Genomic DNA, 14,381 nt, shown 5'->3' on the forward strand with positions numbered 1-14,381 from the left:
GGGTGGCGGGGCCGCTGCGTCGGGGCTCAGATGAGGCCGAGTTCCGTGACGGCCTGCTTCTCGTCGGCCAGCTCGGCGACGGAGGCGTCGATCTTGGCGCGGGAGAAGTCGTTGATCTCCAGGCCCTGCACGATCTCGTACTTCCCGTCCTTGACCACGCACGGGAACGAGGAGATGAGGCCCTCGGGGACGCCGTAGGAGCCGTCGGAGGGCACCGACATGGAGACCCAGTCGCCCTCGGGCGTGCCGAGCACCCAGTCGTGCATGTGGCCGATGGTGGCGTTCGCCGCCGACGCCGCCGAGGAGGAGCCGCGGGCCGCGATGATCGCCGCGCCGCGCTTGGCGACCGTCGGGATGAAGTCGTTCTCGATCCACCCCTGGTCGTTCACGGCCTCAGCCGCGTTGGCGCCGTTGACCTCGGCGTTGAACAGGTCGGGGTACTGCGTGGCGGAGTGGTTGCCCCAGATCGTCATCTTCTTGATCTCGGTGACCGGGACGCCCAGCCTGGCGGCCAGCTGCGAGATCGCGCGGTTGTGGTCCAGGCGGGTCAGCGCGTTGAAGCGCTCGGCGGGGATGTCGGGGGCGTTGCTCATCGCGATCAGCGCGTTGGTGTTGGCCGGGTTGCCGGTGACCAGGATCTTGACGTCGTCGGCGGCCACGTCGTTGAGCGCCTTGCCCTGGGCGGTGAAGATCGCGCCGTTGGCCGAGAGCAGGTCGCCGCGCTCCATGCCCGCGGTGCGCGGGCGGGCGCCGACGAGCATGGCCAGGTTCACGCCGTCGAACACCTTCGTGGCGTCGTCGCCGATGACGACCTTGCTCAGCAGCGGGAACGCGCAGTCGTCGAGCTCCATGACGACGCCCTCGAGCGCCTTCAGGGCCGGCGTGATCTCCAGCAGGTGCAGCTGGACCGGGGTGTCCGGGCCGAGCAGCTCGCCGCTGGCGATGCGGAAGAGAAGGCTGTAGCCGATCTGGCCGGCGGCGCCGGTGACAGCGACCTTGACGGGGGCTTGGGTCATGTTTCCTCCACTGTGAAGACGGCAGCGGGCATCCCGCCCGCACCCCTCGAACCTAGCACCGCGCGGCCCGCCCGAGGACGGACCGGATCACCTCGGGACACCCGACCGCGGGGTTTCCGAGCCGCCTAGGGTGGCGGCATGCGCTTGTTCCTCGTGCGGCACGGACGGACCTCCTCCAACGTCGATCGACTCCTCGACACCGCCTTCCCCGGCGCCGACCTGGACGCCGTCGGGCGCGCCCAGGCCGACACGCTGGTCGAGCGGCTCGCCGGCGTCGAGCTCGACGCCCTGTACGCCTCCGATCTGGTCCGGACGCAGCAGACCGCGGCGCCGCTGTCGCGGGAGCGCGGCCTCGAGCCCGCGATCCTGCCCGGGCTGCGGGAGATCGCCGCCGGCGACCAGGAGATGTGGCCGGTGTGGGACGCCTACGTCGGCGTCCTCACCTCCTGGGCGACCGGGGACCTGACCGCGAAGCGGCCCGGCGGGGAGTCGGGGGAGGAGTTCCTGGCGCGCTTCGACGGGGCGATCAGCGAGATCGCCGCGTCCGGCGCGAAGGCGGCCGCGCTGGTCAGCCACGGCGCCGCGCTGCGGATGTGGGTGGGCGGCCGCGTCTCCGGCATCGAGCCGGACGAGGTGGCGCACCGCTACCTCGGCAACACCGCGATCATCCAGGTCGAGGGCGACCCGGAGTCCGGGTGGCGCTTCGTCTCGTGGGACGAGGGCACCGAGATCCCGACCGCGGGCCCCGACGCGCCCGCCCCGCGCGGCGAGCCGGGTGCGTTCGTGCTCGGCCGCGCCGAGGCGTCCTCGGCGGCGCCAGGCTGGCGGCTCATCCTCGGTCGACTGCACCTGGTCACCCGGTGGCCCGACGCCGCGACGGCGCTGACGTTCGTGTCCCGCGTCGGGGAGATCGCGGTGGCGCTGGGTCACGACGTCGACCTCGACGTCCGGGGCGACCGCGTCGGCCTGGCGCTCAGCAGCGCGGACGCCGGCGGCGTCACGCACCGGGACACGGCGCTGGCCCACCAGATCACGACCCTGACCGAGGCGCTGGGCGGCGAGCCCGAGCCGACGCTCCCGGCCGCGTTCGAGCTGGGCATCGACACCGCCGACGCCGACGCGATCCGGCCGTTCTGGGCGGCGGTGCTCGCCGCGGTCGACACCGGCGACGAGGTCGTCGATCCGCTCGGGCGGGCGCCGCGGATCTGGTTCCAGGACATCGGGACGCCGCGGCCGCAGCGCAACCGGATCCACCTCGATGTCAACGTCGCCCACGACGCCGCGCCGGCCCGCATCGAGGCCGCTCTGGCGGCGGGCGGCAGGCTGCTCGACGACAGCGCCGCGCCCGCGTGGTGGGTGCTCGCCGACGCGGACGGCAACGAGGCCTGCGTCAGCACCTGGCAGGGCCGCGAGGATCCCGACGACCGGTGACGGCGCTCGCCGGGCCGACGCGCAGGCCGGTCGCGGCGGGGCGGATGCCCCCGCGCTCCGGTAGCTTGGCGGCCGGGGCGGCCGCCCCACCCCCGTTCTGAGAGGCCGCGATGCAAGCACTGTTCAAAGAGATCAAGGCCGGCGACATCGACGCCGTGCGCCGACGCCTGGAGAAGGACCCCGGTGCGGTGGCGCTGCGGGCCACCCCACCGCCCAAGACCCACGCCGGGCAGCAGCCGCTGATGGTGGCGCTCATGGTGGGCGAGTTCGAGATCGCCGACCTGCTGCTCGACTTCGGGGCGGACGCGAACGACGACGACTCCGCCGCCGGAGAGCCGCACTGGCGCCCCGTGCTGTTCGACGCCATCAGGGCGGCGGCGTACCGGACGCGGCCGCGTCACCCGACGATGCGCGGGCCGGTCGACACCGCGGCGCAGTCGCTGGCGGTGCTGCGCCGGATGCTCGACCTGGGCGCCGACCCCACGGCCGTGAGCTCCGGCGGCACGTCCGCCCTGATGAGCGCGGCGCTCGACGTGGAGCAGGTGCTGCCTCCCCGCCAACTGCGGAATCCAGACGCCGAACTCGACCCCGAGTTCGACGCCAACATCACCGCGCTGATGGACGCGCTGCTGGCCACCGATGTCGACCCGCACCGCATCGAGCCGATCTTCGACACCTCGGCCGCGGACTGGTTCAGCGGCCGACTGATGGGCCGCTACCTGCGCCTGCCGCGGGAGGCCTGACCGGCGGACGCGGCGGCCGCGGGTCGTCCCCGCGGTGGGCCGCCGTCACGCCGGTGGCCGGGCCTCGGCGAGCGCCAGGTCGGTGAGAGCCGCCGGGGGAGCCCTAGCCGGTCGCGAGGCATCGCGACCTCCGGGACGGGGTGGTCACGCGCGGCTCAGGCGGACGCGGCCCGGAGCGCGTCCTCGACGCGCTCCACCTTGCCGGTCAGTTCGCCAGTGTGACCCGGGCGGATGTCGGCCTTGAGGACGAGCGCGGTGCGCGAGCCGAAGCGTTCCATCGCCTCGCAGCAGCGCCGCACGACGTCCATGCACTCGTCCCAGCTGCCCTCCAGGGTGGTGAACATCGGCCCGGTCTCGTTGGGCAGCCCCGACGCGCGGACGATCCGGACGGCCTCGGCGACGGCCAGGTGGACCGACGCGTCGTCGCACGGCGTCCAGTCGTCGGCGGCGTCGGCGGGGCGTCCGGAGGGGGCGACGGAGAATGCGACCAGCATGGCGGTCTCCTTCCTGTGGTTGCCACCCACGGTAGCCCGGCGCGTCGGTCCGTCCTCCCTCGGTCCGGGGCGGCGGCGGTGTCGCGGTGGGGGTCGCGGGTGCGTGGTGATCCGGCGGACGCCGCCGCGTCGGACGCCCGCCGGCGGCTCGGGCGGAAACGACGGGGGCCCGCCCGACGCGTGGTCGAGCGGGCCCCCGGGGTGACGGTCAGTGCGCGAGCGCGCCCGCCGCCCCGGCGCCGGTCATGGAGCGGACCTCCATCTCGGCCGCCTTCTCCGGATCGGACTTCTCCTTGGACAGCACGGTCCCCAGCCAGCCGGCCAGGAAGCCGAGCGGAACCGAGATCAGCGCGGGGTTGTCGTAGGGGAACCAGGCGAAGCTGGCCCCCGGGAACATCGCGCTGGCCAGCGGCTTGGCCGCCCCGATCGGGGTCGAGACCGCGGGGGAGAAGATGATCAGCACCAGCGAGCTGATGAGGCCGGTGTAGATCGACCACAGCGAGCCCTGGGTGTTGAACCGCTTCCAGTAGAGCGAGAACAGGATGGAGGGCAGGTTCGCCGACGCCGCGACCGCGAAGGCCAGGGCGACGAGGAACGCGATGTTCATGCTCTTGGCGAAGATGCCGCCGAAGATCGCCAGCGCGCCGATGACCAGCACGGTGTTGCGGGCGATCTTGACCTCGACGGCCGGGTCGGCCTTGCCGTCCTTCATGACGTTGTTGTAGATGTCGTGCGCGAACGACGCCGAAGCGGTGATCGTCAGGCCCGCGACCACGGCGAGGATCGTGGCGAAGGCCACGCCCGCGATGATGGCGAGGAAGATCGTGCCGCCCGTCCCGCCGCCGGGCAGGAAGAACGCGAGCGCCGGGGCCGCCGCGTTCGCTTTGCCGGGCATGCCGTTGATCGCCTCTTGGCCGCCGGGGACCAGCGCGGCCGCGCCGTAGCCCAGCACCAGCGTGAACAGGTAGAACGCGCCGATGAGCGCGATCGCCCACGTCACCGACTGGCGGGCCGCCTTGGCGGTCGGCACGGTGTAGAAGCGCATCAGGACGTGGGGCAGGCCGGCGGTGCCCAGCACGAGGGCGATCGACAGCGAGATGAAGCCGATCGGGTCCTTGTACTTGTCGCCGGGCGCCAGCATCGCCGGGTGGTCGTTGGCCACGACGGCCTGGCCCATGAGGGCGTCGAAGTTGAAGCCGAACAGGGCCAGCACCCAGACCGTCATCAGGCCGGCGCCGGCGATCAGCAGGACGGCCTTGATCATCTGGACCCACGTGGTGCCCTTCATGCCGCCGATGAGGACGTACACGATCATCAGGACGCCGACGATCACGATGACGATGTTCTGGGCGAGCTCACCGCTGAGGCCCAGCAGCAGCGACACCAGGCCGCCGGCGCCGGCCATCTGGGCGAGCAGGTAGAAGAAGGAGATCGCCAGCGTGGACAGCGCGGCGGCGAGGCGGACGGGCTTCTGCCGCATCCGGAAGCTGAGGACGTCGGCCATCGTGTAGCGGCCGGTGTTGCGCAGCGGCTCGGCGACCAGCAGGAGCGCCACGAGCCAAGCCACGAGGAAGCCGATCGAGTAGAGCAGGCCGTCGTAGCCGTTGAACGCGATGGCGCCGGCGATGCCGAGGAACGACGCGGCGGACAGGTAGTCGCCCGCGATCGCGAAGCCGTTCTGCGTGCCCGAGAACTGGGCGCCGCCGGTGTAGAAGGAGCCGGCCGCCTTGGCCTGGTTCGACGTCACCTTGATGACGACCGTGAGGGTCGCCACCACGAAGACGGCGAAGATGACGATGTTGAGGATCGGGTTGCCGAGGGCTTCCAGGAGCATCATCGGGCGTCTCCTTCCAGCTTCTCGCGGATCTGAGTGGCGAGCGGATCGAGCCGCGTCTTGGCCTGGCGCAGGTACAGCCAGGTGATGAGGAACGTGGTGACGAACTGCAGCAGGCCCAGGAAATGGCCGACGTTGAAGTACTGCATCCCCAGGAACGACTGGGTCATGAAGTCCTTGGCGTAGACCGACATCAGGACGTAGGCGAAGTACCACACCAGGAATGCGGCGGTCATCGGGAATGCGAAGTTGCGGAACCGGCGCTGCAGTTCCTCGAACTCGGGGGACTGGGCCACCTCGACGAACGCGGCGGCGGGGATCTCCGAGGACGCTCCGTGCGCATCGGCGCGCTCGGGCGGATCCGTGGGCGGATTACTCGGGGGAGTCGACATGAAACCTCCATTGGTCATGTGGGAGCCAGCCTGACTGGCAGCCAGACCATAACCGCACCGCGCGCGTCGGCGGAAGGCGGGGAGGGCACCCCGGATGAATCGTTGTCGAATCGTGTTGTTAGCTCGACGTCGAGATTCTTTTTGGTCGGGACGTCACAAATAGAGGGACGTTGTTATTCCGTTCCCGCCCCGGGGTCGGCGACTCAGCCGAAGATGACCGTGCGGTGCCCGTCCAGGAAGACGCGGTGCTCGGCGTAGAGGCGGACGGCCTCGGCGAGGGTGCGGGTCTCCTGCTCCTGGCCGCGGGCGACGAGTTGCGGCACCTCCAGGTTGTGGTCGACGCGCGTGACGTTCTGCTCGATGATCGGGCCCTCGTCCAGGTCGGAGGTCACGAAGTGCGCGGTCGCCCCGATGAGCTTCACGCCCCGCTCGTGCGCCTGCCGGTACGGGTTGGCGCCCTTGAACCCGGGCAGGAAGGAGTGGTGGATGTTGATCGCGCGCCCGGCCAGCGCCTCGCACAGCTCCGGCGACAGGATCTGCATGTAGCGGGCGAGCACGACGAGCTCGATGTCCTCGGCCTCCACCCGGCGCAGCACCTCGGCCTCGAAGTCCGCCTTGGTGTGCGGCAGCACGACGTGGTCGGTGAACGGGACGCCGTAGAAGGTGGCCAGCGGGCGCAGGTCGGGGTGGTTGGCCATCACGCCGGCCACCTCGATCGGCAGCAGGCCCGACCGCTGCCGGAACAGCAGGTCGTTGAGGCAGTGCGCCGCGCGGCTCGCCAGGATCAGGGTGCGGCGGCGGCGTCCGACCTCGTCGAGGTGCCAGGCCGCCTGCAGGTAGGCCGCCAGCGGGCGCAGGGACTCCTCGAACGAGGACCGCTCGAAGCCGGACTGCACCTGGACGCGCATGAAGAACCGGCCCGTGTCGACCGAGGAGAACTGCTGCAGCTCGGTGACGTTGCCCTGCGCCGCGGCGACCGCTCCAGTGACGGCATGCACGATGCCGGGGCGGTCGGGGCACTCCAGGGTCAACACCCAGTGGGACGAATCGGTCACGCCGGCCGACTCTACTGCGCGGGGGCGCCGACGCGGGCGCGGTCCGCCGCCGCTACAGCCCGGCCGCGTCGAGCGCGTTCGCCGCGCGGTCGCGCCCGATGGCGATGAGTTCCGCCGCCCGGTGGAAGTCGAAGGTGGAGGCCATGTCCTGGCTGAACTCGATCAGCACGTCGGGTGGGCTGGCCGCGAGCCGGAACCGGGTGATCATCGACTCGGCGGTCTCCAGCGACAGCGACACCACGTCGCCGAGCTTGAGCCCCTTGGGGAGTTCGTCGAAGTCGAAGTCCCGGGGCTTGGTGGGCGCGTCGTGGGTGGAGGCCGCGTCGTCCTGTGTCGTCGGCTCGGCGGGGAAGAACCGCTCGGACCACCACTCCCGCCAGTTGCGCACCGGCTCGGCGTCCAGGACGCCGCGGCGCAGCCGGCCCGACAGTTCGCCGAGGAAGCCGTCGGTGCTGGCGACCTCGGTGACCGGGCGGGTGCTGAGCAGCCCCTTGCGGCGTCCGGACAGGCTGACGGCGATGGTGCGGTCCGCCGGGACGCCGTGCAGCGGGTCGACCGGGACCGGGTTGAGCAGCCCGCCGTCCGCCAGCAGCCGGCCGTCCACCATCACGGGGGTGAAGACGCTGGGGATGCCGATCGAGGCGCGCATCGCGGTGGCCAGCGAGCCCCGCTGGAACCACACCTCGCGGCTGTTGGTCAGGTCGGTGGCCACGGCGGTGAACGGGATGGGGAGGTCCTCGATCTGCGCGCCGCCCAGGATGTCGGCGACCCGCCCCATGACGCGCTGCCCCAGAACACGCCGGGTCCGGTGAAGGCCGGGTCGAGGAGCATGAGGACGTCGCGCTGGTTCAGGGTCGTGACCCACTCGGAGTAGGCGTCGAGCCGGCCCGCCGCCTCCAGGCCGCCCACGAGCGCGCCCATCGAGGTTCCCGCGATCGCCACGATCTCGTGGTCGCGCGCACGCAGTTCCTGGATGACCCCGATGTGGGCGTAGCCGCGCGCGCCGCCGGACCCGAGGGAGAGTGCGATCCGCATGTCAACCAGCCTACGGGGCGGACCCCGCTACAGTGGTGGAGGCCACAACGCCGTCAATACGGGTGACCATTTCGTCCAGCTAGGGGGCAGTTCAGGTGACAGCAGACCTCGTCGTCGTCGGCTCGGGGCTCTTCGGCCTCACGATCGCCGAGCGCGCAGCCAACGATCTCGGCCTGAGGGTGGCGCTGATCGACCGCCGCGACCACATCGGCGGCAACGCGTACTCGGAGAACGACCCCACCACCGGGATCGAGGTGCACAAGTACGGCGCGCACCTGTTCCACACGAGCAACGAGCGCGTCTGGGAGTACGTGAACCGGTTCACGACGTTCACCAACTACGTGCACAAGGTCTACACCAGCCACAAGGGCGAGGTGTACCCGATGCCGGTGAACCTCGGCACCATCAACCAGTTCTTCCGCTCGGCCTACAGCCCGACCGAGGCGCGCGCGCTGATCGCCGAGCAGGCCGCGGAGCTGGGCGACAAGGTGCCGGAGAACTTCGTCGAGAAGGGCATCAGCCTCATCGGCCGCCCGCTGTACGAGGCGTTCATCAAGCACTACACGGCCAAGCAGTGGCAGACGGACCCCGAGCAGCTCGAGGCGTCCATCATCAGCCGGCTCCCCGTCCGCTACACCTACGACAACCGCTACTTCAGCGACACGCACGAGGGCCTGCCGACCGACGGCTACGCCGCGTGGCTGGAGCGGATGGCCGACCACCCGCTCATCGACGTGCGGCTCGGCACCGACTTCTTCGACACGGGCCAGGAGATCAACCGCGAGAACGTCCGCGGCAGCGTCCCGGTCGTCTACACCGGTCCCGTGGACCGCTACTTCGACTACTCCGAGGGCGAGTTGGGGTGGCGCACCATCGATCTGGAGGCCGAGGTCCTGCCCATCGAGGACTTCCAGGGCACGTCGGTGATGAACTACCCCGACGAGGACGTCCCCTTCACCCGCATCCACGAGTTCCGCCACTTCCACCCGGAGCGGAACTACACCAAGGACGCGACCATCATCATGCGCGAGTACAGCCGCTTCGCCCACCGCGACGACGAGCCGTACTACCCGATCAACACCGACGCCGACCGCGACGGTCTGCTGAAGTACCGCGACCAGGCCAAGGCGGAGCCGAACGTGCTGTTCGGCGGACGCCTCGGCACGTACAAGTACCTCGACATGCACATGGCGATCGGTTCGGCGCTGTCCATGTTCGACAACAAGATCCGTCCGCACTTCGCCGAGGGCGCCGCGCTCGAAAGCGGTGGGGTCTCCGAGTGAGCGCATCACTCGTCCCCGGCGACGCGTTCGCCACCCCCGGCGGCGGGCACGGCCTGCTGGACGCGATCCGCAACCGCTACCTGCTGAAACTGCTCGTGCGCAAGGAACTGCGCGTGCGGTACCGCGGGTCGGTGCTGGGCATGGTGTGGTCCTACGTGAAGCCCGCGGTGCAGTTCGCCGTGTTCTACTTCGCGGTCGGCGTGTTCCTGCGGATGAACCAGACGGTCCCGAACTTCGCGCTCTACCTGTTCTCGGGCATCGTCGCGGTCAACTTCTTCACCGAGGCGTTCGGCAACGCCACCCGAGCCGTCGTGGGGAACGCCGCGCTGGTGAAGAAGATCTACATGCCGCGGCAGTTGTTCAGCGTGGCCTCGGTGTACGTGGCCGGCGTGCACTTCGTGCCGCAGTTGGTGGTCCTCGTCGCGGGCGCGCTGGTCGTCGGGTGGCGCCCGAACCCCATGCAGTTGCTGGCAGGCGTGGCCGGATTCGGCATCCTCGTCATCTTCTCGCTCGGACTCGGGCTCCTGTTCGGGGCCGTGAACGTCCTCGTCCGCGACGCCGAGAACATCGTCGACCTGATCTCGATGGTGGTCAGCTGGACGTCGCCGGTGCTCTACCACTGGGCGCAGGTGGCCGCGGTGCTGGGCACCGGCCCGGGGTGGGCGATCTACCAGCTCAACCCCATCACGCCCGCCGTCGAACTCTTCCACTACTGCTTCTGGGCGCCGACGAACGGCGTCGTCTACGAGGGGCCACCCGGCCTCGCCATGTGGACGGCGTTCGCCTTCCTGACCGCCTGCCTCACCCTGGCCGTGGGGGAGATCGTCTTCCGCCGCCTCGACGCCCGATTCGCCCAGGAGCTCTGACGTGGACGCGACCGACGACACCACGCGGGTCCGGGTCTCCGGCGTCTCCAAGGTGTTCAACATCCGCCACACCCACTCGCTCAAGGAGTGGATCGTGGCCAAGATCAAGGGACGCCGCGAGGCGACCATCGACCGGTTCCAGGCGCTGAAGGACGTGAGCTTCGACGTCAGGGACGGCGAGGCCGTGGCGCTGCTGGGCCTCAACGGGTCCGGCAAGTCGACGCTGCTGAAGCTGATCTCCGGCGTGCTGGTGCCCGACGGGGGAGAGATCGGCGTGCGCGGCAAGGTCGCGGGCCTGATCGAGGTCGGAGCGGGCTTCCACCCCGACCTCACCGGCCGGGAGAACGTCTACCTCAACGGCGCCATCCTCGGCATGGACGAGGACGAGATCGAGGCGCGGTTCGACGACATCGTGGGGTTCTCCGAGATCGGCGAGTTCATCGACACGGAGGTCAAGTTCTACTCCTCGGGCATGTTCCTGCGGCTGGCGTTCGCCGTCGCGGTGCACACCGACCCGGACATCTTCCTCGTCGACGAGATCCTGGCGGTCGGCGACGAACCCTTCCAGCACAAGTGCCTGGCCCGGATCCGCGAACTCAAGCAATCCGGTAAGGCACTCGTCATCGTGAGCCACGATCTGGATATGGTTGCTGGACTGTGCGATCGAGGGATCCTGCTGCAGCGCGGCGAGGTCGTCCTCGACGGTGACGTCAACGATGCCGTCGCCAAGTTGCGCGCGTACTGACCCGACCACCCCGGAAAGGAACATGAATCACATGGCTGCATCCCAGGAAGGTGCTCCCGCGGATCGGGGCGTGCCTGCGATCTCGGTCCTCGTTCCCATCTACAACGTGGAACGGTACCTGGAGGAGTGCCTCGCCAGCCTGGCCGCGCAGACGTTCACCGACTTCGAGGTGCTCTGCATCAACGACGGGTCCACCGACGGCTCGCGCGACATCATCCAGCGCTACCTGGACGCCGACCCGCGCTTCAGGGTGATCGACAAGCCCAACTCCGGCTACGGGGCGTCCATGAACCGCGGGCTCGCCGAGTCGCGCGGCGCGTACGTCGGGATCCTGGAGTCCGACGACTTCCTCGAGCCCAACGGGCTGGAGGCGCTGCACAGCGCCGCGGTGGCGTTCGACGTGGACGTCGTCAAGGCGAACTTCTGGCTGTACTGGTCGACGCCGACCGAGCGGAACGAGTTCCACGAGGCGTTCATCGTGCAGGACTGCTCCCGCGTCGTCGACCCGGCCGAGGAGACGAAGATCTTCCACGCCAAGCCGTCGATCTGGTCGGCCCTCTACCGGCGCAGCTTCCTCACCGAGAACGGGATCGACTTCCTGGAGACGCCGGGCGCCTCCTTCCAGGACCTGAGCTTCACGTTCAAGGTGTGGGCCTGCGCGCGTCGGGTCGTCTTCCTGTACAACTCCTACGTCCACTACCGCCAGGACAACGAGAACTCCTCGGTGAACTCGATGGGCAAGGTGGACGCGGTCTTCAACGAGTACGCCGAGATCGGCCGCTGGTTGGGCGAGCACCCCGAACTGGAGGACAAGTTCGCGACGGTCAAGGCCAAGATGATGTACGACTCCTGCATCTGGAACTACGAGCGCGTCGCCGAGAAGCACAAGGTCGAACTGCTGATCATGACCCGGGACGCGTTCCTGGCCGAACAGAAGGCCGGCCACCTGGACATCCGCGAGTTCGAGCCCTGGAAGCTGACGGCGCTGCAGACGATCATGTGGTCGCCCGCCGCCTACCACCAGGAGCGCGTGAAGGGCGAGTCCACCACGGCGAAGGTCGTCCGGGTGCTCACCCAGGGGAGCGCCCGCGACATCGCCGGCGCCGCCAAGCGCCAGGTCGCCAAGATCATCAACCGGAGCAAGTGATGCCTCGCCTCTCGATCGTCCTACCCGTCTACAACGTCGAACGGTATCTGGCCACCTGCCTGGACTCGCTCCGGTCGCAGACCCTGCGCGACATCGAAATCATCTGCGTGAACGATGGCTCCACCGACCGGTCGGCCACGATCCTGCAGATGGCCGCGGAGGTCGACGACCGGATCGTCGTGGTCACCAAGCCCAACGGCGGACTCTCCTCCGCGCGCAACGCGGGGCTGCACGCCTCCAACGGCGAGTTGGTCCTGTTCGTCGACTCCGACGATTACCTGCACAAGACGGCATGCCAGACCATCGTCAAGGCGTTCGACCGGACCGACGCGGAGATCGTCACGTTCGGCGCCTACATCCATCCCGTCGCGTCCGGGACGCGGTGGCTGCACCGCACGCTCAGCCCCCGGCGCGTGACCTACACCGGGTTCGACCCGGACCTGATGTTCAAGGAGGCCTCGCGTCCCTTCGTGTGGCGCAGCGCCTTCACCCGCGCCTTCCTGGATCGGGAGGCGCTCGAGTTCGATGAGACCGTGGCGTTCGGCGAGGACCAGGTCTTCTACTTCGAGGCCTACCCGGTGTCGCGCAAGACCGCGCTCATCCCCGACAAGCTGTACTACTACCGGGTCTCCCGGCCCGACTCGCTCATGGCCTCGCGGTTCGAGAACCGCGCAGCCATGATGAAGGAGCACCACCACATCACGCGCATCATCCTGGAGCACTGGCAGGAGCGCGGCTGGCTGGCCGATCACCGGCCCCGGATGCTGGAGTGGGTGCTCGACTTCCTCGCCGAGGACGCGGTGCGGAGCAAGGGCAAGAACGTGCTGCGCCTGCGCCGCTCGCTCGCCTCGCTGCTGCTCGAGTTCTTCCCGGACGGCCCCTGGCTCGAGCAGGCCTCGCCGACGGCCCGCCGGCTGTTGGACGCCCTGACCCAGAACGGTCGCGGGGCCGGCAACGCCGCGCTGTTCGCCGCGCATCTCGCGTGGCAGGTGACGGCCGAGCCCAAGTCGACGGCACGCCGGATCGCCAAGAGCGCGGTCCACAGTTGGCCCATGCAGAAGGCGCGGGGGGTGACGTCGCGGATCTTCCCCGCCAGCGGGCGGACGTCGTGGATCAGGCTGCGTGACCTGAGCGACGACATCACCGACGAGACCAAGCGCTCGGCTGCGCTCCAGATGCTGCAACTGGAGTGGGCGGCCGCCGTGGCGCAGGGGACGGGCGCCACCGAACCCACCGACGTCATCGAGTTCGCGGGCACCTCGGGACTGGCGGAGACGCTCGAAGTGGTGGAGGAACCCAGCCACACCTCCTGACCGCGCTGCACAGCCCGGCCCCCTCGCGCGGGCCGGGCTGACGCGTTCCCGGGCTCCGTCAGGGCAGTTCGAGCCGCCCGGCCAGCACGGGCGCCAGCGAACGGGCGAACGTGCCCGTGATGTGATCGGCGTCCCAGTAGACCGGGACGCCGCCCACCACGGGATGGCAGAGGTCCTCGTCGCAGTACAGGTCGCTCAGGTCGACCCGGGTCACGGAGGTGCCGGCGTCCGCGGCGGTGTCGAACGCGAGGTCGGGGGCGAGCGCCTGCGGGCGCGGGACGCTGCACGCGCGGTGGTTCCCCGGATTCTTGGCCAGGCATTCGGGGCCGTAGGCGCCCCCGGTGGTGGGGTAGTCGCGCACCACGACGACCGGTGCGAGGTCGGTGACCGCCGCCCAGGTCTCGCGGTAGCCCTCCGCGCCCGTGGCGGGGTCGCTCCAGGTCGAGCCGACGAAGGCGGCCGTGACGATCACGTCCGGCTGAAGCGCCCTGATGCGGCCCAGCACGTCGGCGCTCCAGCCCCCGCATTCGGCGGGCTCGCGCGGGGTGCCCTGCCAGACGTCGCGTCCCCGGAGGTTGAACGGGCAGGCGCCCTGCATGAAGAACGCCAGCCCGTACCCCGCGCCTCGGCCAACGGCAGCAGCGCGTGGTACAGCGTCTGAGCGTGGGAGTCGCCGACGACCACCATCACGCGATCGGGGCGCTCGCCGATCCAGCACTCGGGGTCGCAGGCGGGCATCTCCCAGGGCGAGTCGGCCTCGGTGACCGCGGCGCGCGGGGCGGGGTCGAACGGCGAACCGCACAGCCCCGGGTCGAGGGAGGCGGTCGCCCCCAGGCACGGATCTGCGGCCATCTCGGCCAGCCGATCCTGCAGGGCCGCCCGGCCCGAACGGTCCATCCAGGCGCCATAGCCGAACGCGGCGCCGGCGATGATCGCCATGGCGGTCAGCGTGCTCACGAGCGTGCGGAGCGGGGTCCCCACGAGGGACGGGAAGCCCTTGATGAAGGGCTGCTCGACGAAGGCGCGC

General features: G+C 70.0%; 15 protein-coding genes. 7 read left to right on the top strand and 8 right to left on the bottom strand.

The window, feature by feature from the left end; genetic code table 11:
* Window positions 1-26: 26 nt before the first annotated feature.
* Complete coding sequence (locus G7070_RS13230; protein WP_166234125.1) at window positions 27-1,016, bottom strand: malate dehydrogenase; 990 nt, start codon at window positions 1,014-1,016, stop codon at window positions 27-29.
* Window positions 1,017-1,154: 138 nt separating this feature from the next.
* On the opposite strand from G7070_RS13230, the gene G7070_RS13235 reads away from it, so the two are divergent.
* Together G7070_RS13235 and G7070_RS13240 are read left to right on the top strand one after the other, a co-directional pair.
* On the top strand, window positions 1,155-2,447 hold the full coding sequence (locus tag G7070_RS13235; protein ID WP_166234126.1) for a histidine phosphatase family protein: 1,293 nt from the start codon (window positions 1,155-1,157) through the stop codon (window positions 2,445-2,447).
* Window positions 2,448-2,557: 110 nt separating this feature from the next.
* Entirely contained in the window at window positions 2,558-3,190 is a 633-nt protein-coding gene (locus G7070_RS13240) for an ankyrin repeat domain-containing protein (protein WP_166234127.1), read from the top strand.
* A gap of 155 nt (window positions 3,191-3,345) precedes the next feature.
* Here G7070_RS13240 and G7070_RS13245 read toward each other — a convergent pair whose 3' ends face one another.
* The 6 genes from G7070_RS13245 to G7070_RS17980 all read right to left on the bottom strand — a co-directional run bounded on the left by G7070_RS13245 (window position 3,346) and on the right by G7070_RS17980 (window position 8,000).
* Complete coding sequence (locus G7070_RS13245) at window positions 3,346-3,684, bottom strand: thiamine-binding protein (RefSeq protein WP_166234128.1); 339 nt, start codon at window positions 3,682-3,684, stop codon at window positions 3,346-3,348.
* A 208-nt stretch (window positions 3,685-3,892) separates the two neighbouring features.
* Window positions 3,893-5,521 (bottom strand): solute symporter family protein, encoded by a 1,629-nt coding sequence (locus G7070_RS13250; protein ID WP_166234129.1) that lies wholly within the window; start codon window positions 5,519-5,521, stop codon window positions 3,893-3,895.
* A complete protein-coding gene (locus G7070_RS13255) occupies window positions 5,518-5,910 on the bottom strand; it encodes a DUF485 domain-containing protein (RefSeq protein ID WP_166234130.1) in 393 nt (130 codons plus the stop codon). The genes G7070_RS13250 and G7070_RS13255 overlap by 4 nt, the downstream gene beginning before the upstream one ends.
* Before the next feature lie 203 nt (window positions 5,911-6,113).
* Window positions 6,114-6,965 (bottom strand): formyltetrahydrofolate deformylase, encoded by an 852-nt coding sequence (purU, locus tag G7070_RS13260; protein ID WP_166234131.1) that lies wholly within the window; start codon window positions 6,963-6,965, stop codon window positions 6,114-6,116.
* A 52-nt stretch (window positions 6,966-7,017) separates the two neighbouring features.
* Window positions 7,018-7,743, bottom strand: coding sequence for a patatin-like phospholipase family protein (locus G7070_RS13265; protein ID WP_206079789.1), 726 nt, complete (start codon window positions 7,741-7,743; stop codon window positions 7,018-7,020).
* On the bottom strand, window positions 7,662-8,000 hold the full coding sequence (locus tag G7070_RS17980) for a patatin-like phospholipase family protein (RefSeq protein WP_206079790.1): 339 nt from the start codon (window positions 7,998-8,000) through the stop codon (window positions 7,662-7,664). Before G7070_RS17980 ends, G7070_RS13265 begins: the two co-directional genes overlap by 82 nt.
* Before the next feature lie 95 nt (window positions 8,001-8,095).
* Here G7070_RS17980 and glf point away from each other — a divergent pair, with 95 nt between their 5' ends.
* The 5 genes from glf to G7070_RS17985 all read left to right on the top strand — a co-directional run bounded on the left by glf (window position 8,096) and on the right by G7070_RS17985 (window position 13,354).
* Entirely contained in the window at window positions 8,096-9,283 is a 1,188-nt protein-coding gene (gene glf, locus G7070_RS13270) for a UDP-galactopyranose mutase (RefSeq protein ID WP_166234132.1), read from the top strand.
* A complete protein-coding gene (locus tag G7070_RS13275; RefSeq protein WP_166234133.1) occupies window positions 9,280-10,149 on the top strand; it encodes an ABC transporter permease in 870 nt (289 codons plus the stop codon). Before glf ends, G7070_RS13275 begins: the two co-directional genes overlap by 4 nt.
* Before the next feature lies 1 nt (window position 10,150).
* Window positions 10,151-10,894 (top strand): ABC transporter ATP-binding protein, encoded by a 744-nt coding sequence (locus G7070_RS13280; RefSeq protein WP_166234134.1) that lies wholly within the window; start codon window positions 10,151-10,153, stop codon window positions 10,892-10,894.
* 70 nt (window positions 10,895-10,964) lie between these two features.
* Window positions 10,965-12,041, top strand: a complete 1,077-nt coding sequence (locus G7070_RS13285) for a glycosyltransferase family 2 protein (protein WP_166234135.1) — start codon at window positions 10,965-10,967, stop codon at window positions 12,039-12,041.
* A complete protein-coding gene (locus tag G7070_RS17985; protein WP_206079791.1) occupies window positions 12,041-13,354 on the top strand; it encodes a glycosyltransferase family 2 protein in 1,314 nt (437 codons plus the stop codon). Before G7070_RS13285 ends, G7070_RS17985 begins: the two co-directional genes overlap by 1 nt.
* Window positions 13,355-13,412: 58 nt before the next feature.
* On the opposite strand, the gene G7070_RS13295 is transcribed toward G7070_RS17985, so the two are convergent.
* Complete coding sequence (locus G7070_RS13295; RefSeq protein WP_246227114.1) at window positions 13,413-13,952, bottom strand: SGNH hydrolase domain-containing protein; 540 nt, start codon at window positions 13,950-13,952, stop codon at window positions 13,413-13,415.
* Window positions 13,953-14,381 lie beyond the last annotated feature (429 nt).

This window comes from Propioniciclava coleopterorum, from assembly GCF_011393335.1.
Lineage (GTDB): Bacteria > Actinomycetota > Actinomycetes > Propionibacteriales > Propionibacteriaceae > Propioniciclava > Propioniciclava coleopterorum.

What these genes read in the sequence shown, in the direction of transcription:
- G7070_RS13230 (WP_166234125.1), bottom strand. Translation starts at nt 1,016, where the DNA reads ATGACCCAAGCCCCCGTCAAGGTCGCTGTCACCGGCGCCGCCGGCCAG.
- G7070_RS13235 (WP_166234126.1), top strand. Translation starts at nt 1,155, where the DNA reads ATGCGCTTGTTCCTCGTGCGGCACGGACGGACCTCCTCCAACGTCGAT.
- G7070_RS13240 (WP_166234127.1), top strand. Translation starts at nt 2,558, where the DNA reads ATGCAAGCACTGTTCAAAGAGATCAAGGCCGGCGACATCGACGCCGTG.
- G7070_RS13245 (WP_166234128.1), bottom strand. Translation starts at nt 3,684, where the DNA reads ATGCTGGTCGCATTCTCCGTCGCCCCCTCCGGACGCCCCGCCGACGCC.
- G7070_RS13250 (WP_166234129.1), bottom strand. Translation starts at nt 5,521, where the DNA reads ATGATGCTCCTGGAAGCCCTCGGCAACCCGATCCTCAACATCGTCATC.
- G7070_RS13255 (WP_166234130.1), bottom strand. Translation starts at nt 5,910, where the DNA reads ATGTCGACTCCCCCGAGTAATCCGCCCACGGATCCGCCCGAGCGCGCC.
- G7070_RS13265 (WP_206079789.1), bottom strand. Translation starts at nt 7,743, where the DNA reads ATGGGGCGGGTCGCCGACATCCTGGGCGGCGCGCAGATCGAGGACCTC.
- G7070_RS17980 (WP_206079790.1), bottom strand. Translation starts at nt 8,000, where the DNA reads ATGCGGATCGCACTCTCCCTCGGGTCCGGCGGCGCGCGCGGCTACGCC.
- G7070_RS17985 (WP_206079791.1), top strand. Translation starts at nt 12,041, where the DNA reads ATGCCTCGCCTCTCGATCGTCCTACCCGTCTACAACGTCGAACGGTAT.
- G7070_RS13295 (WP_246227114.1), bottom strand. Translation starts at nt 13,952, where the DNA reads ATGCAGGGCGCCTGCCCGTTCAACCTCCGGGGACGCGACGTCTGGCAG.